General features: G+C 63.6%; 22 protein-coding genes and 4 pseudogenes. 12 read left to right on the top strand and 14 right to left on the bottom strand.

Translation table 11 applies throughout. The annotated features are described in order from the left end of the window. Positions 1–263 precede the first annotated feature (263 nt). From H0W40_RS20010 to H0W40_RS20020, 6 genes and pseudogenes are all read left to right on the top strand, one after another. Positions 264–695 (top strand): annotated as a pseudogene (locus H0W40_RS20010) (glycerophosphodiester phosphodiesterase family protein); the annotation flags it as partial. Positions 696–793: 98 nt separating this feature from the next. After that, entirely contained in the window at positions 794–1,492 is a 699-nt protein-coding gene (locus H0W40_RS20015; protein ID WP_367153766.1) for a glycerophosphodiester phosphodiesterase family protein, read from the top strand. A gap of 91 nt (positions 1,493–1,583) precedes the next feature. Then, positions 1,584–2,906, top strand: a complete 1,323-nt coding sequence (locus H0W40_RS07675; protein WP_292444966.1) for an alkaline phosphatase D family protein — start codon at positions 1,584–1,586, stop codon at positions 2,904–2,906. Further along, positions 2,903–3,133 carry a hypothetical protein gene (locus tag H0W40_RS07680; protein ID WP_292444969.1) on the top strand — a complete coding sequence of 77 codons (231 nt, stop codon included), beginning with the start codon at positions 2,903–2,905 and terminating at the stop codon, positions 3,131–3,133. Before H0W40_RS07675 ends, H0W40_RS07680 begins: the two co-directional genes overlap by 4 nt. After that, complete coding sequence (locus tag H0W40_RS07685) at positions 3,130–3,666, top strand: hypothetical protein (RefSeq protein ID WP_292444971.1); 537 nt, start codon at positions 3,130–3,132, stop codon at positions 3,664–3,666. Before H0W40_RS07680 ends, H0W40_RS07685 begins: the two co-directional genes overlap by 4 nt. Positions 3,667–3,785: 119 nt before the next feature. Beyond that, positions 3,786–4,445: a PRC-barrel domain-containing protein gene (locus H0W40_RS20020; protein ID WP_367153769.1), complete on the top strand. Its 660-nt coding sequence runs from the start codon at positions 3,786–3,788 to the stop codon at positions 4,443–4,445. A gap of 70 nt (positions 4,446–4,515) precedes the next feature. Here the strand turns inward: H0W40_RS20020 and H0W40_RS07695 are convergent. Next, a pseudogene (locus H0W40_RS07695) lies at positions 4,516–4,748 on the bottom strand (phospholipase D-like domain-containing protein); the annotation flags it as partial. 242 nt (positions 4,749–4,990) lie between these two features. Between H0W40_RS07695 and H0W40_RS07700 the strand changes: the two are divergent. The 5 genes from H0W40_RS07700 to H0W40_RS07720 all read left to right on the top strand — a co-directional run bounded on the left by H0W40_RS07700 (position 4,991) and on the right by H0W40_RS07720 (position 9,419). Next, positions 4,991–5,641 carry a hypothetical protein gene (locus tag H0W40_RS07700; RefSeq protein WP_292444974.1) on the top strand — a complete coding sequence of 217 codons (651 nt, stop codon included), beginning with the start codon at positions 4,991–4,993 and terminating at the stop codon, positions 5,639–5,641. A gap of 12 nt (positions 5,642–5,653) precedes the next feature. Beyond that, the gene (locus H0W40_RS07705) at positions 5,654–6,037 is read left to right on the top strand and encodes an AsmA family protein (protein WP_292444977.1); all 384 of its coding nucleotides are present in this window, start codon (positions 5,654–5,656) and stop codon (positions 6,035–6,037) included. Positions 6,038–6,166: 129 nt separating this feature from the next. Next, positions 6,167–6,382, top strand: coding sequence for a hypothetical protein (locus H0W40_RS07710; protein WP_292444980.1), 216 nt, complete (start codon positions 6,167–6,169; stop codon positions 6,380–6,382). After that, complete coding sequence (locus H0W40_RS07715) at positions 6,379–9,060, top strand: AsmA family protein (RefSeq protein WP_292444983.1); 2,682 nt, start codon at positions 6,379–6,381, stop codon at positions 9,058–9,060. Before H0W40_RS07710 ends, H0W40_RS07715 begins: the two co-directional genes overlap by 4 nt. Further along, positions 9,036–9,419, top strand: coding sequence for a hypothetical protein (locus H0W40_RS07720; RefSeq protein ID WP_292444986.1), 384 nt, complete (start codon positions 9,036–9,038; stop codon positions 9,417–9,419). The genes H0W40_RS07715 and H0W40_RS07720 overlap by 25 nt, the downstream gene beginning before the upstream one ends. Positions 9,420–9,891: 472 nt before the next feature. Here H0W40_RS07720 and H0W40_RS07725 read toward each other — a convergent pair whose 3' ends face one another. From H0W40_RS07725 to H0W40_RS07775, 10 genes and pseudogenes are all read right to left on the bottom strand, one after another. Further along, a complete protein-coding gene (locus H0W40_RS07725) occupies positions 9,892–10,947 on the bottom strand; it encodes an IS630 family transposase (RefSeq protein ID WP_292444989.1) in 1,056 nt (351 codons plus the stop codon). A gap of 419 nt (positions 10,948–11,366) precedes the next feature. Continuing rightward, positions 11,367–11,456 (bottom strand): annotated as a pseudogene (locus tag H0W40_RS07730) (SAM-dependent methyltransferase); the annotation flags it as partial. Between the two features lie 256 nt (positions 11,457–11,712). Further along, positions 11,713–13,014, bottom strand: coding sequence for an ATP-grasp domain-containing protein (locus H0W40_RS07740; protein WP_292444992.1), 1,302 nt, complete (start codon positions 13,012–13,014; stop codon positions 11,713–11,715). Beyond that, the gene (locus tag H0W40_RS07745; RefSeq protein ID WP_292444995.1) at positions 12,966–14,411 is read right to left on the bottom strand and encodes a CUAEP/CCAEP-tail radical SAM (seleno)protein; all 1,446 of its coding nucleotides are present in this window, start codon (positions 14,409–14,411) and stop codon (positions 12,966–12,968) included. Before H0W40_RS07745 ends, H0W40_RS07740 begins: the two co-directional genes overlap by 49 nt. A 10-nt stretch (positions 14,412–14,421) precedes the next feature. Beyond that, positions 14,422–14,829 carry a DUF971 domain-containing protein gene (locus H0W40_RS07750; protein WP_292444997.1) on the bottom strand — a complete coding sequence of 136 codons (408 nt, stop codon included), beginning with the start codon at positions 14,827–14,829 and terminating at the stop codon, positions 14,422–14,424. Positions 14,830–14,912: 83 nt separating this feature from the next. Continuing rightward, a complete protein-coding gene (locus H0W40_RS07755; RefSeq protein ID WP_292445000.1) occupies positions 14,913–15,188 on the bottom strand; it encodes an oxidative damage protection protein in 276 nt (91 codons plus the stop codon). Positions 15,189–15,830: 642 nt separating this feature from the next. Further along, positions 15,831–16,156 (bottom strand): annotated as a pseudogene (locus H0W40_RS07760) (phage integrase N-terminal SAM-like domain-containing protein); the annotation flags it as partial. Between the two features lie 22 nt (positions 16,157–16,178). Then, positions 16,179–16,628 carry a type II toxin-antitoxin system VapC family toxin gene (locus H0W40_RS07765; RefSeq protein ID WP_292445003.1) on the bottom strand — a complete coding sequence of 150 codons (450 nt, stop codon included), beginning with the start codon at positions 16,626–16,628 and terminating at the stop codon, positions 16,179–16,181. Continuing rightward, positions 16,610–16,846 (bottom strand): type II toxin-antitoxin system Phd/YefM family antitoxin, encoded by a 237-nt coding sequence (locus H0W40_RS07770; protein ID WP_292445006.1) that lies wholly within the window; start codon positions 16,844–16,846, stop codon positions 16,610–16,612. Before H0W40_RS07770 ends, H0W40_RS07765 begins: the two co-directional genes overlap by 19 nt. Before the next feature lie 378 nt (positions 16,847–17,224). Further along, positions 17,225–17,398 (bottom strand): hypothetical protein, encoded by a 174-nt coding sequence (locus H0W40_RS07775; protein WP_292445009.1) that lies wholly within the window; start codon positions 17,396–17,398, stop codon positions 17,225–17,227. 603 nt (positions 17,399–18,001) lie between these two features. On the opposite strand from H0W40_RS07775, the gene H0W40_RS07780 reads away from it, so the two are divergent. Continuing rightward, on the top strand, positions 18,002–18,523 hold the full coding sequence (locus tag H0W40_RS07780; RefSeq protein WP_292445012.1) for a hypothetical protein: 522 nt from the start codon (positions 18,002–18,004) through the stop codon (positions 18,521–18,523). A gap of 502 nt (positions 18,524–19,025) precedes the next feature. Here the strand turns inward: H0W40_RS07780 and H0W40_RS07785 are convergent. The 3 genes from H0W40_RS07785 to istB form a co-directional block, all read right to left on the bottom strand. Next, positions 19,026–20,855: a hypothetical protein gene (locus tag H0W40_RS07785; RefSeq protein ID WP_292445014.1), complete on the bottom strand. Its 1,830-nt coding sequence runs from the start codon at positions 20,853–20,855 to the stop codon at positions 19,026–19,028. A gap of 106 nt (positions 20,856–20,961) precedes the next feature. Then, positions 20,962–21,435 (bottom strand): hypothetical protein, encoded by a 474-nt coding sequence (locus tag H0W40_RS07790; protein ID WP_292445017.1) that lies wholly within the window; start codon positions 21,433–21,435, stop codon positions 20,962–20,964. A gap of 1,140 nt (positions 21,436–22,575) precedes the next feature. Beyond that, complete coding sequence (gene istB / locus H0W40_RS07795) at positions 22,576–23,364, bottom strand: IS21-like element helper ATPase IstB (RefSeq protein ID WP_292445020.1); 789 nt, start codon at positions 23,362–23,364, stop codon at positions 22,576–22,578. Positions 23,365–23,424: the final 60 nt, after the last annotated feature.

The raw sequence follows: 23,424 nt of genomic DNA on the forward strand, positions 1-23,424 counted from the left end.
TGAACCGGGGCATGAGCCATTCAAGATCTCCTTCGACGCTGACGGAGCTGTCTTCGCAGGCATAGGCGTGGTGAGGCAGGCCTGAGAGCCGTCCTGGTGCCGCCGAGCGACGATGCTGTCGATGCGCCAGCCGTCTTGCATCGAGAGATGCTGCGAAGGGGCGCCGCAAAACCGGCGGTCACTGGCCTTCCCGGTTGGCAAGTCACCCCGGCGTCACGCGCCCTGCCTATCGTGTGGCTGGCCCCTCACTCGCAGAGCACTCCATGATCAAGCTTCTGACTGCCGGCGTCGCGACGCTGACCCTGATCGCCGGCCTGGCTGGCTTCGCGGCATCGGCTGCCGCGTCCGAGCGATGGAAGCACGGGCATCGGCGAGCGCCGGCGGAGGCGCCGCTGGAGATCGGCCACCGCGGTGCGAGCGGCTATCTGCCCGAGCACACGCTCGAAGGCTACGCGCTGGCCATCGAGCTCGGCGCCGACTTTATCGAGCCGGACTTGGTGGCGACCCAGGACGGTCACCTGATCGTGCGGCATGAGCTCAACATCCTCAACACGACCGACGTCGCGAGCCGGCCCGAGTTCGCTTCGCGCCGACGCACGGCGGTGGTCGACGGTTTCGCCGAGGAAGGCTTCTTCGCTTCGGACTTCACCCTCGCCGAGATCCGCAGCCTGCGTGCCAAGCAAGCCTTTGCCGAGCGGCCGCAGCAGTTCAACGGCCGATTCGGTATCCCGACCTTCGACGAAGTGATCGACTGGCCAAGCGCAAGTCCAAGGAGGTCGGCCGCCGCGTCGGTGTGTACCCCGAAACCAAGCACCCCACCTACCACGCTCAGCTCGGCCTGCCGCTCGAGGAGCGCCTGCTGGCCGTGCTGCCGCGCCACGGCTGGAACTACCGCGAGGCGCCCGTATTCATCCAGTCGGTCGAACAGTCCAACCTCAAGGCCCTGAACCGCATGACGCGCGTGCGGCTCATACAGCTGATCGATGCCAACAACGTCAAGCCCGACGGCACGCTCGATTACAGCGCTCCGTTCGACCGTCCCTACGACTGGACGGCCTCTCGAGACCCCCAGCTGCTGGCGCGCACCTTCGGCTACTTCGCGACCGACGCGGGCCTGCAGGAGGTTGCGTCCTACGCCGACGGTATCGGGCCCTGGAAGCGCTACATCGTCTCGACCGTCGCCGATCCGGCCGGCAGCGGCCCGGGCGAGGCGAGCCTGAAGCTGGCACCGCCGAGCGATCTGGTCGCACGCGCCCACCAGGCCGGCTTGCTGGTGCATCCCTACACCTTTCGCAGCGAGCAGCCTCGCCTCGCCGGCGACTACGCGGGGAATCCGCTCAACGAGTACCTGCAGTTCTACGCACTCGGCGTTGACGGGATGTTCTCGGATTTCTTCGACACCGCGGTCGCTGCGCGCGCCCTGCACCGGTTGCAGGTCGACCCCGAGTACGCCGAATGCCTGACCCGCTCGGTGCGGCGAGCCTGCGACTGAGTTCACCGCGAGTGGGTGCGGTCAGAGCCGCCTGACTCGTGTCGCTTTTCTGGCGTCCTCCATCGTCCCGACCGAAACACTGGAGTCCTTCATGAACGATCGCATCGAGAATCATCGCCGTCGGTTCCTCAAAACCACCGCGGCTGCTTTTGGCGTTGCCACATTACCGCGCTGGGCACAGGCGCAATCAGCACCGGCCGTCATCACCGACCCGAGCGCACGCCCCGTCGCGGCCCAGGGCCTGCAGTTCGGCGATTCCCGCGCAGGATCCGCCATCGTGTGGAGCCGAAGCGACCGCCCGGCGCGCTTGATCGTGGAGTACGCGCTCGACGAGCAGTTCGCAGATGCCAGGAAGGTCATCGGCCCTCACGCACTGAAATCGACCGACTACACGGTCCGCCAGGAACTGGTCGGTCTGCCGCCGGGGCGCGACGTGTTCGTGCGTGCCAGCTTCCAGGGCCTGGACAACAGCCGTGCGTTGAGCGAGCCGGTGCTCGGCCGCTTGCGCACCCCTTCGCTCAGCGCTCGCGACATCCGGTTCGTCTGGGGCGGTGACACCGCCGGTCAGGGCTGGGGCATCAACCCGGCCTTCGGCGGCATGCGCATCTACGAAGCGATGCGCCAGCGCCGGCCGCACTTCTTCATCCACAGCGGCGACACCATCTATGTCGATGGCCCGATCACGTCCTCGCTCGTTGCCGAGAACGGCCGCACATGGAACAACATCGTCACGCCGGAAGTGTCCAAGGTCGCCGAGACCCTCGACGAGTTCCGCGGGCGCTACCGCTACAACCTGCTGGACGAGAACGTCCGCCGCTTCAATGCCGAGGTGCCGCAGATCTGGCAGTGGGACGACCACGAGGTGACGAACAACTGGTCCGACGCCAAGGACCTCTCCGGCGACAGCCGCTATACCGAAAAGAACGTTCCGCTGCTCACCGCGCGGGGTGGCCGCGCCTTCCTAGAGTACGCGCCGATGCGGCCCTTCGGGGCGGTGGAGTCCGAGCGCATCTACCGCAAGTTCAGCCACGGGCCGCTGCTCGACGTGTTCGTCGTCGACATGCGCAGCTACCGGGGCCCGAACAGCTTCAACCGCCAGACGGCGCCCGGCCCTGAGACGGCCCTCTTCGGCCGCGAGCAGCTGAACTGGCTCGAGCGCGAGCTGTCGCGCTCGCGCGCTGCCTGGAAGGTGATCGCCGCCGACATGCCGATCGGACTGCTCATCGGCGACGGTCGCGACGCGCAGGACCGCAGCCGTTTCGAGGGCCCGACCAACGGCGACGGCCCGGCCCTCGGGCGCGAGTTCGAAGTTGCCGAGCTGCTCACCCACATCAAGCACGACAAGGTGCTCAACGACGGCCGCATCAGCCGTGAAGAGTTCACGGACAACTACACCGCCGTACCTGCGCGTTGATCGTCGCCCGCGCCGGCCAGCTTCATAGAAATAGGCCCGGCGCGAAGGCGCCAAGCCTGCTCTATTCAAGGAACAGCCATGCAACATCGATTCCCTCTCTCTCTCTCACGATTGCCACGCTGGCGATCGGCATCGGCATTTCGGGCGCCGCGCTCGCGCAGAGCACCGGCCTGCTGCGCCGTCGATCCCGGGCGCAACCGCCGTCAAGGGCCCCGCCGTCGCAGTGAATACGGTGGCCATCACCGGCAAGGTCAGCCACATCGACCGCACCAAGCGGACGGTGGCCGTGCGCAGCGATGACGGCCGCATGGCCACGCTGGTGGTCGGGCCGAACGTGCCCAACTTCGACACCATCGACCTCGGCGACCGCGTGACGATGCACTACACCGAAGCGGTTTCGCTGGCCATCGCCAAGGGCGGCATCGGCACGGATGATGTGAAGCTCGGCGAGATTCGCACCAAGATCGAAGCCGACGCCGCCCGAAAGGCGCAGGACGGCATGCCTGGCATGGCGGCGATGGAGAGGACCACGCTGGTGGCCAACGTGTTCCAAATCGACCGCCAGCGCGGCGTGCTTACGTTGCGAGGCACCGACGGTGTACCGGTCGAGATCAAGGTTCCCGACAAGCAAGCGCTCGATCAGATCCAGCTCAATGACCAGGTGGTGGTCGGTTATCGCCAGGCGGCGGCCGTGTCGATTGACGAGGGCGGCGCAATGGCCGGTCAGGGCGATCCGGCTGCCGCGTCGCCGAGCCGCTGAGTACATAGGCGCCAAGGGGGTGCGAGGGCAGGCGATCATCGGCAGCTCGCCCTCGGCGCTGCACGTCTTGTGAGCCGAGCCGTACCCTTGCCGCACCCTTGCATAACGGAGCGTGACTCATGACGAGAGGCGACTTGTTGCGCGCCCGCGTGCTACTGGCCGGGGCTGGCGTCGTGGCCGTCCTCGTGGCGTCGGCGCATGCGCAGCAGCCGGGCGATCCGGAACGCGCCGTGCGCGTCGAACAGGCCGCAGCCGCACTGTCCGGCCCGGCCATCGCCAGCCACCGCGGCTACCGCGCTACCCACCTGTTCGGTGCCACCGTCCACAACCGCCGGGGCGACGCGATCGGCTCCGTCGAAGACTTGGTCATCGACACCTGCAGTGGGGAGGTCCGCCATGCCGTGCTGACAGTCGGCGAAGGCCTGCTGCCGGGCGGCGGCCGGCAGCTCGCGGTGCCTGTCGGCTCGCTGCGGGGCCAGGTCGTGGGCGCGATCGAAAGCCCGGTCGACCGGCTCCTGCTCGACATCGACCCGCAACACGTGGCGCGTCTGTCCGCCGCGCGCAGCAGCGTAGCGCCTGCACGACGAGCTGCTGCGCGTGCTCGGGCAGCTCGATGTCCTTGTGCCGCTGCATGCTGCGCGGGTGGCGCGCGACGAGTTCGCCCTGGGCATAGATGCACACGCGGTCGGCCCAGGCCTTCATGGTTAGGCGCTGGCCGACGTGGCGCGAGGGCACGGAGTAGGTGTTGGAGTCCAGCGCGACGCGGAATTGCTTGTTGACGCTGACCGTGCGCACGCGTGCGAGGTCGAACCCGACGGGGTTGAGCCGCTTGAGGTGGGCGCGCTCCTCCTCGAACATATCGACGGGCCGGCGCTGGCGCCGCGCGAAGGCCGCGTCGTAGACGTTCAGATTGGCCTCGTCATTGATGCTGAACGAGCGGTTGTCGAAATTGGTCGAGCCGACCGAGACCCACAGCCGATCCACCACCATCACCTGGAATGGAACATGGTCGGCTGGTATTCGTGAATCTCGGCGCCGACAGCGAGCAGCTTGCCCCACCCGGCGCGCGATGCGCGGCGCACGTCTGGGGTGAACTTTGGGAACACCGCATCCTGGACCGCGCGGCGCAGCGTTTTCGGCCAACTCGCGCCACGTCAGACCGCCGAGACTCCGCAACGTCTTCACGTCAATGATTCCTCGTCAGCGTGCCGTGCGCGGCGCCACCGGAATTGATGGCACGGCGTGGGAACGCCCCTTGCAGGGCATGGGTCTCGGGCTCATTGCCCGTTTCACTTCCATCGCCTGGTAGGCAAAGGAGAGCAGCATGAAACGATCATCTTCGAGACTCGCCATCGCGGCCTGCGCCTTGGGCCTCGGCGCCCCAGTGGCCGTGCTTGCGCAGACCGCGCCGGGCCAGACCATGGTCGAACCAGGCACCACGAATTCGGCGACGGTCAACCCGAAGGTCATCGGCCCGGTCGTCACGGCCGACGTGACCCGAATTGCCGGCAAGATCACGGCCATCGATCCCGCCAAGCGGGTGATCCGGGTGGAGGGTGACAAGGGCCGCACGGCGACGATCGCCGTCGGGCCCAACGTGAACAACTTCGACAACCTCAAGGTCGGCGACAAGGCGGCGGTGCGCTACAGCCAAGCGGTCGCGATCGCCATCGCCAAGGACGGCACGGGCAACGACTACAAGCTGGGTGAGATCCGCACCAAGATTCAAGCCGACGCGGCGCGCCAGGCGCTGCCGGGCGGCAAGCCGGGTCTTGCGGCGGTGGAGAGTGTCACCACGGTGGCCAACGTCTTCCAGATCGACCGCGAGCACAGCATCCTGACCTTGCGGGGTACCGACGGTGTCCCGGTGGAGGTCAAGGTGCCCGAGCAGGCACTCCAGCAGATCAAGCTCGACGACCAGCTGGTGACCGGCTACCGCCAGGCGGCAGCCATCGAGATCGAGCCGATGCGCTGATTGACTAGAACCATGCTGAAAAGTCTACGATGGGCAGGAATCATCCTTCTTGCCATTATTTTGGTGATCGCGATTGCCGTCACGTTCTTTACCGAACGCCTCATCGAATTTGGCGCGAGCCGTGCGCTCGGGCGGAATGTGGAAATCACCGAAAGCGTCGATATCGATTACTCGATGTTGCCAACGATTCATGCCACAGGGGTACGCATCGATAATGTTGACTGGAGCAAGCGACCCAACATGCTGGAGGCCGGCGCCCTCACGGCATCAATCGATTTGCGCGCGTTGTTCGACGGCAGGATCGTGCTGCCTGCAATCAGTGTGTCGGAACCACTGCTATATCTGGAAAAATCCGCAAACGGTGCCGTCAACTGGAATTTCTCTGGCAGCGCATAAAGCAACGAGAGCGCTGCCAGCCAGCAGGTCAGCGCCGGCCAGCAGAAACAGAGCATTCCTGTCATCAATGATCTGGACGTCAGGAACGGCAAGCTTGTCTACATCGATCATGCAGAAAACACGGAACTCGTGACAACCGTCGATGCACTCGTTGGGCAGTTGCCGCAGCAGAAGCCGGTCCAGGTCAGCGCAAACGGCCAGTTCGAAGGAGAACCATACCGGCTTGAAGCAAGTGCCGGCCCGCTTCAGCGATTGCAGGACGATGCCACGCCCTATCCGGTCAAGCTGACGTCAATATGGAGGCAATACAGGCGCACGCCGAAGGAACGATTGCTGCGCCGATGAAACTGGATGGTGTGGACGTCAAAATGCGGCTGGAAGGAAAAGCGCTTGCGCCTCTGATTCCGGGAGCAGATGTTCCTGCTTTGCATCAGCCATTCAGCCTCGAAAGCCGGCTAGTGAGCAATGGCGATGTATGGAAGCTTTCCAGTATTGAAGGAGACCTTGGCGAGAGCAGCCTGCGGGGTGACGCCCTGCTGGACATGAGCAGGAAAACGCCGTTCATCCAGGCCGACATCAAGTCCCGCAAGCTCGATGTCGGCTTTCTGAAAAGCCTCACAAGCGGCAAGCCGGACAAACCGGATGCGACGCCACAGCAATTTCCCGGGCTGGACATGCTGAAGACCGTGAACGCACTCGTGCATCTTGAAAGCAGCGAGATAACGGGAACCGACCTTCCGCTTGATGATTTCGCGCTCGATCTTGCTCTCGAGGACGGCGTGCTGGTCATCAATCCCTTCAAGCTGGGCGTTGCTGGTGGCAAGCTTGTCGCGGAGATCAGGCTGGATGCATCGGTACCCGAGCCAACCGGAAAGATTGCGATGCGGTTTGATGACGTTCCTGTCTCCCCGCTGCTCGATCCCTTTGTCCAGACTGTCGACATCGGTGGAATAGTCGATGGCCAGTTCACTGTGGGTTTTTCATCGGACAGCATTGGCACGGCAGATGGCCGCTTGCATTACATTGCACCGAAGAAAGGCACCGATCTGACATTCAAACTCGACCGCGTACGCAATGAGCAGGAGTGGCTGCTGCAGGTCAGTGTCGACGGCACGTTCCGTGGCGCACCTGCGCAGGGCAGTTTCACCGGCCAGCCCTTTCATCTTCTGGACGATCCGAACGCCGCCGTGCCTGTCGATCTCAACCTGACTCTTGCCGACACCCGCGCAGCCATCAAAGGCACCGTCGCCGAGCTTGGAAACCTGATCAACGTGAATGCGTCGATGGCCGGCCCGGGAACAGACAGATTGTCCCGGATCACCGCAATCGATCTGCCCGACCTTCCGGGCTACAAGGCATCGGGCCATATCGTGAGGGATCATGACACCGTCAAGGTGGAGGCCCTGCGCGCGCGCCTTGGCACAAGCGACCTCGCCGGCTCGGCAATCGTGCGCAATATGCTGGGCGACGGCAAACCGTTCATCGGACTTGATCTGGCTTCGGAAACGCTTGCCCACTCCGATTTCGATCAGCTTTTCGGCAAGGGCGGCAAGTCGACCGATTGGCTGGAGCAATTCGACAAGCTCAACGCCAACGTCGAGGTCGCAGTCAAGCGTGCGATCGCGCCCAAACAGGTGGTGTTTCGCAATATCCGTCTTGATGGTGTCCTGAAGGATGGCCTGTTCAAGTTGACACTGATGCGCTTCCAGGTCGCAGGCGGCAAGGTGGCCGCGAACGCCGCAGTGAGAGTGGATCAAATAAAGGGAACGGACAAGAAGAAAAGCCTGCGCGGAACAGTCAAGGCCGATGTCGATAACGTGCATCTGGCGGAAGCATTGAAGCCTCTGGGCCTGGGAGACAACGTGCCGGGATGGCTGAATGCCGACATCGATATCGCGCTCGGCCCCGAAGCGCGAAAGCGCACGGGAAAGAGCACGGTTCGGTACGACGACAGGCAGGGGACCAACCTGGAGTTCGCGCTCTCGCAGACGCCATCCGCAACCGTCCTCAAAGGCGATGGCACGTTCCTGAGCGAGCCGTTCCGGCTCAGCGGCACGGCAGGCCCCCTGTCGCGCCTCGTCAGCGACCATCGCTATCCGTTCGATATCTATTTCAAGATGCTCGAGACGAGCGGCCAAATGGCCGGCTCACTGCGCGAGCCGCTGGCGTTCGACGGCCTGAAGTCCTCGCTGGAAATCTCAGGGCCGAATCCGAGACGGGCCGAACCCGTGGTCGGCTTCCGCCTGCCTGAACTGCCGCCCTACCGCCTCAAGGGAGACTTGTTCCGGCAGAAAGACATCTGGCGGTTTACTGATATCAAGGGAACGGTCGGCGACTCCGACCTATCCGGAAAAATCATCGTCGATAACCAGAAAGGCAAGCCGTATGTCAATGCCGATCTCCATTCGAACATGCTCGATTTCGATGACCTTGCCGGGATCATCGGCGGCATTCCCGGCACGGAGCCAGGCGAAGTCGCGTCTCCCGCACAGAAGGAGAAATCGGCGGCACTGGCAAACAGCAATACCGTGCTGCCGGACGAAGATTTCGAGTTTGACGTGCTCTCCAGATTCAATGCGGACGTTCGCTACGATGCCGACCGCATCGACTCCGACACCTTGCCGCTGGAGTACATGACGCTGAACTTTTCGTTGAAAGATGGCCGCCTTCTGGTGAAACCCGTTCTGATCGGCGCAGCAGGAGGCGTGGTGAAAGCCAACATTCGCCTGGTGGATAAACCGGGCGAACGGCCGGTTCGCGGCGAGGTCGAGTTGGAGGTCGACAGACTTCGCCTAGAAAATATCGCCAACGCGTACGGCATTGCCGACGAGAGCTTCGGCTCCATCGGCGGTCAGGCCACGTTTCAGACCAGAGGAGAGTCCGTCGCGAAAATGCTTGCTTCCATTGATGGCCAGGCGTCGTTCATGATGGCAGGGGGTGCCCTTGATGCAATGCTGGTGGAGCTTGGCGGCCTGGACGGTGGAGAGGCGCTGCTGACATGGCTGGGGAAGATACGGCGGTGAAAGTGCGTTGCGCCTTTATCGATGCCAGCGCGCAAAGCGGCGTCCTCTCGCTTGACACGGCAATTGTCGACACGACCGATACAAAATTCACGATGGAGGGCAAGGTCGGCTTCGGCAACGAGTCGCTCGATCTGGTGGTGAAGGCGCACCCCAAGGACTTCAGCATTTTCGCTCTTCGTGCCCCGCTCATCATCGACGGCACATTTAAAACGCCCAAGTTGCATCCGTCGTGGGGAGGTCTTTTGGCCCGCGGTGCCGCGGCCGTGGCGCTTGGAGCAATCGCGCCGCCGTTGGCGCTACTGGCGCTGATCGAACCTGGCGTGGGTGAAAGCGCATTTTGCCCATTAGAGGAAGAATGAGAAGCGGATTGAATTTCATTCTCCATTCTGAGAGAATGCAAAATCTTATCGGGGAGATGCCCGCAATGACATCTCCTCGATCGCACCCCGGACGATCTGGGATGCGAACAGCTCGCTTTTGAGATGGAGCGCCTGAACAAGATCTGCCGCCGGCTCGAGCTGCGTCGGGCCAACGCTGCACCAGGCGGTCAACATCGACTTCATGCGGCGCCCGCGGCTTTGCGCGCTGCGCGGCTTCGAGGTCGAGCCGCTCGTCCCTGTCATCACGATGCTCGTACCTGTGTCGAGCGAGCCCGGCGTGCCGGTCGGGGAGGACAGCGCGAAGCCCTTCCTGGCGCACCAGAGCCGGCGTATCGGCACGCGCCGCCTGATTGGGGGCACATCGGCCGGCGACGGCGCGCGCGCTGCCGCTGCTGGCCGGCGAGCCGGCGATCATGCGCGTGCTAGTGCAGTGCGCCGCTCTGTTTTGTACTTATCCAACGACGGCGGCAAGTGCCGTCTTGGCGCGCGTGACCTTGGCCAGGATGTCGGACGCGCGTGCGGTCCAGATGAACGGCTTGGGATCGATGTTGTGATGAGCGACGTACAAGTCGATCGCCAGCTCCAGCTCCGCCACACTGGTGAAGCTGTCGCGCCGGATACGCTTGTCGGTGATGTCGCGGAAGAAGCGCTCGACCATGTTCAGCCACGACGCGCTGGTGGGCGTGAAGTGCATGACGAAGCGCGGGTGCTTGGCGAGCCACTTCTGCACATCGGGATGCTTGTGGGTGGCGTAGTTGTCCACGATCAGATGCAGGCTCAGGTGCTTGGGCGTGCGGCGGTCGATGAGCCGCAGAAACTTGAGCCATTCGCTGTGGCGATGCCGCGGCTGGCACATCGAGATCACGCTGCCGTCCAGCGTGTTGAGCGCCGCGAACAGCGTGGTCGTGCCATGGCGCTTGTAGTCGTGGGTGACGGTGCCGGCTCGACCGGCCTTCAGCGGCAGACCGGGCTGCGTGCGGTTGAGCGCCTGGATCTGGCTCTTCTCGTCGCAGCTGAGCACCAGGGCATGCTCGGGCGGGTTCAGGTACAGCCCCACCACGTCCAGCAGCTTGTCCTCGAAGCGCGGATCGCGAGAGAGCTTGAAGGACCGGCTCAGGTGCGGCTTCAGGCCGTTGCTCTGCCACACGCGGCGGATGGTCGTGGCACCAACACCCAAGTGTTCAGCGAGCGTGCGGGTGCTCCAGTGGGTGGCATTGATCGGTCTGTCATGCAGCGTGGCCTGCACGACCCTCGACTCCACCTCGGCCGTGACCGTGGCAGGCCGACCCGAACGCGGCGCGTCCTTTCGAAGGGCATCGATGCCGCCGTCGAGCCGCCGCCGGAGCCCGTCGCCGCGCCGACCCACGCTCGAGCGTTCCAACGAGGCGACACCGTCACGTTCGACGATCGAGAGGGTCGCAACATCACGGGCGTGATCGTACGCATCAACCAACGTACGGCCACCCTGGGCACCGGTGAGGGCGGGACTTGGCGAGTGCCATTCCACGCACTGCGGCAAGTGCTCGACGTCTGAGCATCGTCGCCCCACTCAATGGGACAGCGTCAAGAGGGCCTTGAGGCCGCGCTTACGCTACGCAGCGTCCGCCAGGCCGCGCTGGATGACGCATTCCGTGCCGCGCCAAACCGATTCAAAGGCCGCCGTCCTGAACCGCCTGCGCTGCCCACTGCGGCGTGGATCAACCCACCAACGTCGGAGGTCATCACCCCGAAATCATCACAGCCTTGCACAGTAAATTCATGACGCCGGGTGGCGCAAAGTCATTGACACGTTCCGCGGTCCGCGTGGCTCGACCAGCTTCGCACGCAGTACAAGGTGAAACGCAACTTTGTCAGGGATCTGCCGGAGCGGTGACGGCAGGCTTGCGCGAATGCAGAACGGCCGGCTTGTCCGTCCCGCCACCGTGATCACACAGCGCGCCACGCCGACGCCAGCCAGAGTTGCTGCTCGCGCGGAAGCCCGTCAGGGCGAAAGTAGTGCTCCAGCTCGGCAAAGCCGAGCGCTGAAGAACTCGATCGGATCGTCGCCCGGACGCTCGCGCATGACAACGAGCACGCGCACGAGTTCTGGAAAGGCACACGCGATCACGACGTCGGCCAGAACATCGCGGCGCTGCTGCAGCCCATCGAGGCGCGCCCGAACATGAGCGCCACGCCGCCGTAGGCGGCGCCGACCGACTCGGTCGGCGGCTCGAGCGCGAGCTTGGCGCAGCGCCTGGACGGCGGCCACCTCCATGGCTGGCGTGATCGTCCGTCATTGCGCACAAGCCCGGGTCACCGGCAATGCCGCCTTAATGTCGAAGGCGAGCTTGGCGTGGGCGGCGCGCAGCGCGGCTTCGGCCGCTTCAGGTCCAGCGGCGCGGGAGAAGATGAAGCCGAGATAACCTTCGCCTTCCGGTGGCGGTGCAACCATTTGCCCGGGTTGCGCGGTGATCCGGATGTCGCTGACACCCACCACCGCGCGCGCCGCCATCAGCCCCGTTGCGCCATGAAAGACGCCGCGTTCGGGTATCGGAATCATCATCACTCCGGACGCATCACTGTTGGCTGACATCGGCAGCGGCATGTTGAGCGCATGCCGCAGGATCAATTCTTCTAGCGACAGTCCGAGGCGCTGATCGAGTACGCGCCCACACAGGCCACCGATGGAGCGCGCCGCCACTTCCAGAAGCCAGACGCCTTGATCGTTGACGCGCATTTCCGCATGCAGCGGTCCGCCGGTCAGCCCCGCCAACGCGCACGCGCGTTGCACTTCCGCGGCGATTGCCGCCTGCGTGTCGGTCGGTAGGCGCGACGGTGTGATGTAAATGGTTTCCTCGAAATACGGGCCGTCCAGCGGGTCGGGCTTGTCGAATAAAGCGAGCACACGAAATGCACCGTTTTCCAGCAAACCTTCCAACGCGTATTCGCGGCCAGGGATGAAGGCTTCGACGATCAGCCCAAGTTGCGTGGCGTCGCGATCGGCGACAGCCTGGATTCGGTGCACCTGGCCAACCGCCTGGGCAAACGACGCCGCGTCATCGGCACGGATAACGCCGCGACTGGCGGACAAGCGCCGAGCCTTCACCACCACGGGATAGTCCAATGACGGGGCAAGTGCCAGGGCATCGGCTTCGCTGATCGGCGCCTGGAAATGCGGGCAGTTGAACCCGTGCGTCGTGAGCAATCGCCGGAACGCGAGCTTGTCGCGGGTGGTGCGCACAGCGTGCAACGGATTGCCTGGAAGCCCGAGTTTTTGCCGCAGCAGCGCGGCCAGTTCGAGTCCGTGGTCGTCCACCGCCAGCACGGCGTCGACGCGCCGCCCCAATGCAGCAAGCGCCTGTTCGACGGCGATTTCCGGCTGGTCGAAGGGCAACGAAAAAATCGGGCTCATGCCCATGAGCGGCGCGAGCCGGTGGCAGTAGTCGGCGGCGGTTATCACCTCGGCGCCGAGCTTTTGCGCGGCGGCGAGAAAATCCTCGTTGCGATAGCCGGCGGCCGGCAAGAGCAGCAAAACGCGCGGCATTGTCAGAACGATTGCAGCTGCTGTTCCGTAGGCTCGGAGCAGCAATACCACGGCTCGGACAATCGGGGCACGGGTGGGCCGGGATCGACGCCGTCGAGACTCGGTTCTTTGCGTCCGGCGGCAGCGTGGGCGAGTCGCCAAATCTCGCCGAAGACTTCCGCGCGCGTCGCGCTCTCCATCCGTATCGCCACGGCCTGCACTTCTCTTTGCAGTGCGTCGACGGAGGGATCGGCATGGTGCCAGGGATAGCCCAGCAGTTCCGAATCGAAGGGTTCCAACCGATCAACGAAGTCAGGCAGGCGCAACAAATACGATCCCTGCGGCACCAGCAGCCGGATGGAAAGCTGCACCGCGGGCACCGCTTCCTGCAGTTTCAATCGCACCAGCTCACGCAGCAGGTCGAGATAGCCGTCCAGCGTCGTCCACGGCGTAAAGGAGACGAAGGTTGGCGCGAGCGAGATGCCGCTCGCGCGACACAACGTCAGCGCGCGTTCAAAGTCCGCGCGGGTATGGTGCTTGTCGAAATGGTCGAGGATCCCGTCGTCCACCGATTCCACAGCGGAAGTGACGAACAGGCAGCCGAACTCGCGAAGCACCGGCAACAGTTCAGCGTGGTTCAGCAGATGCTGAATCTTGATCGTGGCATCGAACGTCAGTTGCGGAAAGCGCGCGTGCATGGCTTCGAGCACCTTGCGCGCATGCGTGGGCCCGTTGAAGAAATCCGGATCACCGAACGAAATGTGCGCAGCACCCGCCGCGACTTGCTGCGCGATGTCGGCCAACACCACCTCTTTGTCCACGGTGCGGAACTTGCCCTCGTACACCGGCACCACCGGGCAATGGCGGCACAAGTGCTTGCAGCCGCGAGTGGTCTCGGTAAAGCCGGTGATCTTGGCGCCGCCGTCCGGCAATATCAGGTGAGCGTACTGCGCCAGCTTGGGCAGACCGGTTCGGTCGGGCGTGACGAAGGCGACGCGTGAAAAATTGACGAGAGGCTCTCGCTGCGCGCCGTCGTCGCCGTCGTCGCCGTCGCGCAGGCGTCCGGCAAGGGCGAGAAGGCCCGTTTCGAATTCGCCGCCCAACAGCGTCTGTACACCGAGCCCACGCAGCAACGCTTCATTCATCGCAGCGTACAGGCCGTACATGCACACATGGGCGGAAGGCGCCAGCGCCCGAATCTTGGGCAGCGCAGCAACGGCGATGCGGGTGGCGGTGTGCATGCCCAGATGAATCGCCACCAGTCCCGCACCGCGCAAGACATCGGGATCGAGCTTCTGTAGCGTGAGGTCGAGGCAGACGACGTCGAAGCCGGCCGCTTTCAGCAGTGCCGCGGGCGCGGCCAGGTTGAACGATTGGCGGCCGAGTTCGTAAGGGTTGATGAGCGCGGCCTTGAAAGCGACGGCCGGAGAAGATTGCGCAGCGCGGGTGCTGCCGTGCAAGATGTTCATTAGCGCATCGTCACTTTGATTTCGGGCGCGCTACCGCACCGGCCAGCGGTTCGCGCGAAGCGCTCGCGGCCTCCATCCGGCTCATATAACGACCCCACAATTCGGCGTGGTTCTCGCCCAACTCATAGAGATAGTCCCACGAAAAAAGGCCGGTATCGTGACCATCGGAAAAAGTCAGCTGCACGGCGTAGTTGCCGACCGGCTCGATGCCTTTGATTTCGATGTTCTTCTTGCCGACCTGCAGGACTTCCTGGCCCGGACCGTGTCCGCGCACCTCGGCTGACGGCGAAGACACCCGCAGAAACTCGTACGGCAACTCGAACCGTTTGCCGTTGTCAAATGCGATTTCCAGCTTGCTGGAAACTTGGTGCAGCTTGATTTCCGTGGGGACGGGCGTGAATTTATCGAGTCTTGACATGGATATTACCGGCGAGGCCGGTCACCGTGAATAATAATCACCTTGTGCAATGCGTAACGTCTTGCTCGCGAGTCAATGAGTTTTCATTTGCTGCCGGGTTTAACATACCCTGCAGCTACTTCGGCGCCAGCGCCAAAAAAATGCGCTTCCATTTGTCTGGCAAGATATTTTCGCGCGTTGGCATCCGCAAGATTAAGCCGGTTTTCATTCACCAGCATCTTCTGATGCTCGAGCCACCTTTTCCACGCTTCCTTGGACACGTTTTCAAAAATCCGATTGCCGAGTTCCCCCGGATACGGCGGGAAATCAACCCCCTCGGCTTCGCGTCCGAGTTTTATGCAATTCACTGTTCTAGGCATGGTAATTTCGACGCTCCTCTCAGGTAAATCTAAGACCCTACTGGTCGCGCATCAACATGAGTTAGATGTTTGCATCCCGGCAAAATCATTGCACTGCCGCTGGAAGGTGCAGGCTGCTTGGGCGTCATCTTCGCGCATGGTATGTCGCCGGACACGCTTGAACCCAGTTTACAATAAGCGCAACAGCGGCTCGTGTTCGAAATTCTGGCGGATATTTCTGTGAATCGAGCGAATTCCCCCATGTAAACTAGGCTACTCCACCGGCGCGCGCATGTCTGGATAATTCTCTTTCACTTCGTGACGGCTTCCTTCCGCGTCGTACCAGTAGAGCTGATCGGGCTCTTCAGTCTTTGCGGTGGTTTTGTGAGTGCTGTCAAAAACGGCGAACTTGCGGCGCACCTGAAGTGCTGGTGCTACTGCCATCGGCTGCTTGGCAGCTGCGTTGCCATCGACCGAAACAAGGCCGACGAACTCGCGCAGCGTGAAGGCTTCGCCGCGCCTGGGCCATCGATGCACGAATCGATCGGCCAGGTACTCATCGACGAGTCCGATCTCGACGTTGCGGCCACAGATCCCACTGTGGTCGAGCCAGGTCGCGAACCCCCGCACAAGCCTCGTCGCCGACTTCAGCGACGCCGGCGCGTATTCCACCGACATCGCAGCCTGGTGCTTCAGGTTCGGCGCCGCTGCGATCAAGCGGACACCTCCTCGGGACTGAGGATCACCGGCAGCTTGCGCGGGACGTGCACATGCTGCATCTTGGCCATCAGATCGGGCTGGCTCAGCGTGACGTCGAAGAAGAACCTCAGCCCCGTGATGGTGGCTTTGATCGTCACCGGGCCGTTGCCCGCGTCCACCAAGTGCAGTTGGAAGCGCCGAAGATCTTCGGTGCTGGCGGTGTCAGGTGATCGGCCAATGAATGCAGCCAGCTTGCGGACGGCTCGGATATAGCCTGCCTGCGTGTGCTCAGCAAACTTGGGCCTGTCTCGTTCAGGCGCCGGCTCGATGTGCTTTGACATGCCCGGCGGCGCCGTACTGGAGGATCTGCCGGTCGTCGGTGATCAGCACGGCGGCGTGACGGCGCGCGGTCGCGACGATCAGGCGGTCGGCCGGGTCACCATGAACGTCACCGGGCAAACGGGTGGAGTCCACGGCCACCAGCGGATCGAGCGCTGCCAAGCGCAAACCCTGCAGGCGCAGGGCCGCATCCAGCCACGTCCCCACATCGCGATCCAGCGCAAGGCGGCCCTTGGCCACCAGCATCGCAATTTCCCAGGCTGAAATGGCCGCCACGAAGACCGCGTCGGCTTCGGTTGCCGCTGCTATCAACTCGCGCGACCGCGGGCCGACGCGCTCACTGCCCTGCATCAGCCAGACCAGTGCGTGAGTGTCCAGCACGACAGAGCTGAGGTCTTCTACCGTCATCGCGCGGCGTCCCACTCCATGTCGATGGGTGACTGGATGTCGGCCTCATCCAAGACGCTGCCGGCCAGCGCACCGAACAGTTGCGTGCCTGGCGGCATCGGCACCAGCTTGGCCACGGGCTTGCCGTGCTTGGTGATGACCAGTGGGATGCGGTTGTGCGCGACCTCGTCGAGCAACTTCAGACAGGTGCTCTTGAATTCGCCGGCACCGATGGTCGTTTCGGAGGAATTCATGGGGGTAACACCTAATGTGTCTATGGGATGAGACTATGGATGCAAGTCTAGCGCCAATCCTGCGGAAGCGGTCCTGGCGTTTCGCGGCAGCGGCGAACTCGTCGCGGATTCAGGCGATGGTGGCGCGGAAGGTGCGCTGATCGGTAGCCTGGCCTTCGGCGCGGAAGTAGCGCCCCAGCTGTCGCGGGGGTCGAGGCCTGGACCACCGAACGCATGAAGGCGAAGTGGCCGACGAGCAACCTGCGTTGTCGCGCGGCGCTGGCCGGGGTGGGGCTGCGAGTCGTGGTGACTGACGTGCCGAACAACGGCGCCAGAGCGCCCTGCGCTGGGCGCTCGCCCTTCTGGCCAGCGCCGGCAGCGCCTTGACGTCGCGGGCATTCATTGCGCGAGCCGCGACAACGCGGCTGCCAGGTTGATACGGGCCTGAACTCCGATCAAGGCTACGGCCGCGTCACCGTGATAAAACTGCGGCCGATCGAGGAAGCTCTGTAGGACTTGGGCGCGCGCTTCCTGGTAGCGGAAGCCCGGCACCCACGCGTACTCCTTGCGCACGTCCTGGTCGTAGCGCTCGAAGCGCTCGGCGGGACTGCCGAGGATGGACAGGTCGATGTCGACGAGCAGCCGTGCGTCGGGAGTCGACCCCAGCGCGGCCGGCGCGTCGTGCTGCGTGGCCCGTCACCAGATCGTGAACGCGCTGCGCGGTGTCGCTGTCTGCGCCGGCGCGGACCAGCGAGCGGAAGTAGCCCCAGCGGGCTAAACTGAAGGCATGTACAGGAAACCTCCGGCCGCAAAGAAGGCGCCTGCCAAGCACGCGTCTCTGGTGCGGGCCAAGCCTGCAGCCAAGAAGGCTCCTGCCCAAGCGAGGGTGGGGGTCACCGTCCGCGTGTCGCAGGTTGGTGGCTACAAGGTGTTCGGCTCCGTGATGCGGCCGAAGCACGTGACCGAGCAGCAGATTGCTGAAGCCTTAGTCGCCCTCGAGTGAGAGCGGGCGCTCTTCATACACCGACGAAGGTCGCGCCGCCGTTCGAGCGCTGCGTTTTCGTCAACTGCCCGTTCGACACGGACTACCTGCCGCTGCTGCACGCGATGCTCTTTGCTATCCACGACTGCGGTTTCATTGCGCGCTTGGCCGTTGAAGACACCGGCTCAAACGAGATGCGCATCGACAAGATACTGCGCATCATTCGCGAGTCCTGCTACTCGATTCACGACATCTCTCGGGTCGAAACATCTGCCAAGTCGAAGCTGCCGCGCTTCAACATGCCGTTCGAGTGCGGGTTGGCGATGGCAGCGATTCGATTCGGCTTCCGGCCGCCCGGCACACCGCAAAGAGACTTCATGCTGATGGCCGCGGTGCCGTACCAGGACAAGCAGACGTTGAGCGACCTCGCCGGGCAGGACCCGAAGACGCACGACAACGACCCAGAGAAGGTCGTTGCGGCGGTGCGCGGGTTTCTGTCCGCCAAGGCGCCGCACGGCGAGAAGACGCGGGGCGGGGCGGCCATCTGGACGCGATACCGGAACTTCAATGCGTCGCTGCCCCGCTTGGCGAAGGCGCTCGATATCACCCCCAGGGAAATCGCCGCGTTCGACTACCTGCGCGACTGGCTCGCGGTGATGTCAGCCTGGTTGACGCTCAAGGGGCCAAGCGCCTCGGCAAAGGAACGCCACTCCTGACAGCGCGAAACTTGTTGGACGAACGAGAGAGACGCCATGCAGGCGAAAAGTTTTGCTGAAGTGAAGCCTCGCTGACTGCCGCTCAGCGCCCGGCCATGGCCCGGGCGCTGAACCCCTGCTGCCTCATGCTGGCCAACGTCATGCGATCCTCGGGCTGGAGTTGGCAGTACTGCGTCGTCTTATCCATGTGCACACCTTACGTGGGTGGGTGTTGATCGCGGTAGAGATGCCCGTTACCGGACACCCCCGCACAGATCCGTACGGGCCCGATTCGGGCATACGGCTCCTACCGGCGACGATCAACGGCATCGCTGCCGCTTCCTCGAACATCGTCGACTTGCCCCAGACACCGCGGGCGCCGAGGTTGTCGCCATGGTCGACCGGCCATCCAGATTGACGCTGTACAGGCCAAGCTCCAATCTCCGTCACCAGAGTCCGGCGCGACCTGACCAGGGCACGCGGGCGAAGGTTCAGGTCGCTCTCCGCGGCTGCGCCTCCCGGGTCAGCGCCCCATCCTCGGGCGCCGAGTGAGCGCTGGCTTCGAGACGTTGACAATCGACCGCGCATGGCGCGACTCACGCACCACGGCGCCACCGTAGTCGCGCGCGACGGGATCAGGCGGAAGCCCCGCGTTGATCTGGATCTCGATGGTCTCGACGGAGTTGATGGCGCCAAGAGAAAGTCGAGTGAGCAGTGCAGAATGGTCCGCCTCGCCGTCCAACAGTGGCACGCCGACCGATAGGTCCCACGCGCGCCAGCCCGCTGCGTCCGGATCGACGCCGCGTGCCCGACTCTCGGTCAAGAACGTGGCGGCCTTGCGCAGGTAAGCCGTCTCGAGATCTGGCCTATGGGCGCCAAGCCCGGGCGCGTGGGATGCAACGATTCTCGCGAGCCGCTCCGACCAGGTCCGCTCTCGGAGAGCCTGCGCTTGGGCTCTCGGCAGATGGGCTCCTGCATGGCCGGACGGTCGCCCGGCAGTCGAGGGGCCGCTTGCGGTGTGGCTTGCATTGGCCCTTGCCGGCGCGGATCGGCGCCGACCTAGATCGGTTGAACCAGCGGTGGTGTCGTTGGAGACGGGGACTGGGCGCGTGCCGCTTGGACGAGTTTGGCCTTGTTGGCCTTCGCTTCCCGCCTGGCCCTGGCTTTTTCCTCCCGCTCCAGCTTGGCCTGCGCTTTCTCGGCCTGCTGCTGCATGGCCTTGGCCGCCAGCGCCCGAAGTTGGTCGCAGTCCAGCAGAAGGTGTTGCTCGTGTGGCTGCCACACCATCACGCTCATGGTTCGGCAAAAGGCGTAGGCCTTCGCTGTCTCGGTGCCCTTCGACTCCAAGTACCACAGGGCCGCCGGGCAGCGCGTGCAGACTGTCGAGGGTTGGGATGGTGTCGAGAGTTCGCCAACGACCGGGCGCAAAGGCATGTGCTGGAGCCAGTCCGGCAACGGGGGGGTTGAATTCATTTCTTTCTATCCTGCTGAGTCTTTGGGGAAGTTGCCAGACCGGCTTCAGATACCGATGCGGTCCAAACGGGACATGTCGGGTCGCCAGCAGCGCAGAGACCTTGGTCTCGTCGACGCCGATGGCCTCCAGGATTCGCTTGCCCGAATAGGCGGCGCCGACCTTGCTGCCGGAGATTCGGATCTCGGCCTGGCCACGGGCCGGCAGTTCGAAGACAAATCCGGTGAACCGGGGCGGACGAACTTGCCCATCCGGGGCGGGCTTGGCGGATGCATCAAAGCCGGCATAGACGGCCAGTCCGCGCGCTTCGGCCACGCTGATGAAGTCGGCCAAGGTGCCGGCGAGTGCCGCTTGCCGGGCTTCTTTGAGAATCGCGGCGACGCGATTTCTGGGAAGCGGTTGCTTCAATACCGACCGACGCTGCAGCCGTTCGTGACGCTGAACTTCCCTGCGGCGCGGCTTTTTGAACTCAGGGAGCTCCACAATGCGATACGTCGGGGCGCCGCGCGCACCGAGAATGGTCTGATACTGCGGACCACGGGTGATTCGCAGACCGTGAAGTCTTTCGAGTTCCTGGGTGACACGGGTTGATATCAGATTCTCCTGCCGGCCATACCAAATAGCACCATTGAAATCGATGCGGCTTGCAATAATGTGCACATGGTTGCGGCCATGCGCGACCACCGCGTATTGGTGCCGGCGCGGATCGAATTCCATCCGTGCCATGTAGTCATGCGCGATGGCGAGTTGGCGCGGGTGTTCGACGATTTCATCATCCGGCAATCTTAAGGATTGATGCCAGACCGGCTTCTTGATATCGGTTCGAAACGACTGGGTGATGGAGAACTCGGCGGCGAGACCCGCCTCGTCGTTTGAGGCCATGCACGCACTCGTCCCCAGAAACTTCGCGTGCGGGTCAGCGAATGCGTATCGGAGGACACCATCGAAGGTGGCCCCACGAGATATTTTCTGCATCCCCTTCATGCGACTACTTGCCGAAAAAAAACTCTTCGTGAGGCATCAGATCTTTAAACTCGGGGACATCAGGAGCCAGTCGCTGTACCTTGACCAGTTGCTTGCGCAGGGAATTCAATTCGTCGAAGATCGACTCAATCATGTCTGGTTCGGTCGGATCGATGGAACCCGCCGTGAGGCCGTCCCCAATGTCTCGGACATTCTTTCCGAGGCGGCCAAGCTCAGCACACATCGCGCGGTTGAGCACCGGCACCGGGCGGGGTGCCCGCTTGCCAACCGCACAGCAGCGCAGGTACCGGCTGGCCGCCTTCATGCCCTTGCGGATGTGGGGCCCGGCGTCCATGATCGATGCCGCGAACCCCGGCTCGCCGAGCACGCGCTCCAGGTCCACGAGCTCGGCGGCGTTGAAGTACACCCCGATGCGGTACATGCGACGCTCGCCCGGCTTCGCGACGGGGCCAGGCTTCTTGTCCAACTTGTCAGGCATCTTTTCGGTCCGGTTCCCAAGCGAGACTGGGGGCCAACGCGCCGCGGGACCAGCATCTTTGGTCCGATCCTCACTCCGTCGAGTTAGCCCTTGCTCGCTTCATATCGACCAGTTCGCGGAAAAACTAAGGGCGACCGACTGTGCGGACACGCTCCACCGCGGCGCTGACCTTCCGACGGGGCGATGTGGCAGCGCCACCGCGAGCGAACGTGACGCAGTCAGGATGGGTCAGTGACATCAGGCTGCGAGACCACGATCAAGCGCACCGGGACAGCGCGCTGAAGATGAGGGACGTCCTTCAGGAAGCCAAAGGCCGGCACCTGATGGCCCAGCGGGGGGCCTCGGGGGAACGGCGTCCGCGTCGGCGAGGCAATGTCGCGCAAGTCAAAGGGTCAGGCTCTCGACTGCGACGGGCGAACTGTGCCAACGGAAGTACGCAAATTCCCGCCGAGCCGGCTTGCGCAGATGGCCAGGGGCGACTCGGTCCAAATCATTTTGAATCGATAGACCGACGAGGCAGGCAGAACTATCGTCCTCCGTCGTCTGACGATACTCATCGTTCAAGGCGCCTGGCCGGCTCGAAAAGCCCTGCCCCTAGAATCACCGGCTAGAAACTAGGCGTCGTCTTGATGTGAGCAATATTTATGCGTTACTCGCCGCCGGACAGATCGAGAATTGTTCGATGCAGTCTATTCTCGAATGCATTTGATGTCTTGACGCCAGCTGGGACTGAGCGCAATTGGGCCAATCTATGTGGCGTTCAAACGCATTATATCTCTTGGCTTAATTTCTGGAGGCGTCTGAACATGGCCGCGCCATCAACGTAAATGCAACGTGTTGGTCGCTGTCTGCGTTATTGTGAAATGGAATTCGTCAGCGAAAATCGCTGTAGCGACGCGGCGCCCCCCGAGAAGGCGTCGAATCGACTCCAGAACTCGGCTGAGCCGCCGACAACAATATCTAGGTTGGCGAACCATCGCGTCGACCCAGAATCCCCTTCAGTGCGCCGGCCATTGATTCATGCGCCCCCTCAATCTCCAAACGACCGTGGATGGGGTTGGTGCCCAAGCTGAATTGTAGGAAGTGGCTGTTTGAGGTGGTTGAGCGGCTCCATGGTTGACGTTGTCGGAGGCGGCGTCGCTAGGCGGCGGCGGTGTCTTGCGGTGCCGTGGTGTCGCTGCCTTCGATATTCACGACGGCTGCCTTGCTCGGCCGCATCGACTTGCCCTTGAGGTTGAGCCGGTGGCTGCGCGAGAGCAGCCTGTCGAGGATCGCGTCGGCGGCGGTTGCGTCGCCGATCCACGCATGCCAGTGCTCGACAGGCAACTGGCTCGTCACGATCGTCGGGCGCGTCCCCGCCCGGTCGTCGATCACCTCCATCAGATCGGCGCGAGTCGGGCCGTCCATGGCGGCCAGCCCCCAGTCGTCCAACAGCAAGACATCGGTGCGCGCCACCGCGGCGAGCCAACGCCCGAACCCGCCGTTGCCGTGCAGCACGCGCAGATCCTCCGCCAGGCGTGGCACCCGCAGGTACAGCGCCGAGTGCCCGCGCCGGCAGGCGTACTGCGCCAGCGCGCAGGCCAGCCACGACTTGCCCGAACCCGTCGGACCGGTGACCAGGATCGCGGTGCCGTCCTCGACCCAGCGCGACAGCGCCAGGCTCATCAAGGAACTGCGCTCGAATCCCCGCCCGGGTTTGCTGTCGACATCTTCGACGCAGGCCTGCGGGTACTTCAGGCCGGCCCTCTTCATGAGCGCGGCGCGGCGCTTGTCATCGCGGTGATGCACCTCGCGGTCGACCATCAATGCCAAGCGCTCTTCGAAGCTCAGCGCCGTACTGGCTGCGCTGGAGAGTTGCTCTTCAACGGCAGACGCCATGCCGGCGAGCTTCAAGTCGCGCAGCTGCGCCAGGGTGTTGTTCATCATCATGGGGAAGTCCTTCAATGCGGGTCAATGGAAGTACGCGGCACCGCGCAGGTTGTCGTGCTC

It is taken from the genome of Methylibium sp., assembly GCF_013817345.1.
GTDB lineage: Bacteria > Pseudomonadota > Gammaproteobacteria > Burkholderiales > Burkholderiaceae_C > Methylibium.

Bases quoted from the DNA above. Each gene is read 5' to 3' on its own strand.
- H0W40_RS20020 (WP_367153769.1), top strand. From the start codon at position 3,786: ATGACGAGAGGCGACTTGTTGCGCGCCCGCGTGCTACTGGCCGGGGCT.
- H0W40_RS07720 (WP_292444986.1), top strand. From the start codon at position 9,036: ATGGCTGGGGAAGATACGGCGGTGAAAGTGCGTTGCGCCTTTATCGAT.
- H0W40_RS07700 (WP_292444974.1), top strand. From the start codon at position 4,991: ATGAAACGATCATCTTCGAGACTCGCCATCGCGGCCTGCGCCTTGGGC.
- H0W40_RS07715 (WP_292444983.1), top strand. From the start codon at position 6,379: ATGAAACTGGATGGTGTGGACGTCAAAATGCGGCTGGAAGGAAAAGCG.
- H0W40_RS07770 (WP_292445006.1), bottom strand. From the start codon at position 16,846: ATGAATTCCTCCGAAACGACCATCGGTGCCGGCGAATTCAAGAGCACC.
- H0W40_RS07675 (WP_292444966.1), top strand. From the start codon at position 1,584: ATGAACGATCGCATCGAGAATCATCGCCGTCGGTTCCTCAAAACCACC.
- istB (WP_292445020.1), bottom strand. From the start codon at position 23,364: ATGATGATGAACAACACCCTGGCGCAGCTGCGCGACTTGAAGCTCGCC.
- H0W40_RS07705 (WP_292444977.1), top strand. From the start codon at position 5,654: ATGCTGAAAAGTCTACGATGGGCAGGAATCATCCTTCTTGCCATTATT.
- H0W40_RS07785 (WP_292445014.1), bottom strand. From the start codon at position 20,855: ATGGCCTCAAACGACGAGGCGGGTCTCGCCGCCGAGTTCTCCATCACC.
- H0W40_RS07745 (WP_292444995.1), bottom strand. From the start codon at position 14,411: ATGAACATCTTGCACGGCAGCACCCGCGCTGCGCAATCTTCTCCGGCC.
- H0W40_RS07750 (WP_292444997.1), bottom strand. From the start codon at position 14,829: ATGTCAAGACTCGATAAATTCACGCCCGTCCCCACGGAAATCAAGCTG.
- H0W40_RS07755 (WP_292445000.1), bottom strand. From the start codon at position 15,188: ATGCCTAGAACAGTGAATTGCATAAAACTCGGACGCGAAGCCGAGGGG.
- H0W40_RS07790 (WP_292445017.1), bottom strand. From the start codon at position 21,435: ATGCCTGACAAGTTGGACAAGAAGCCTGGCCCCGTCGCGAAGCCGGGC.
- H0W40_RS07780 (WP_292445012.1), top strand. From the start codon at position 18,002: ATGCGCATCGACAAGATACTGCGCATCATTCGCGAGTCCTGCTACTCG.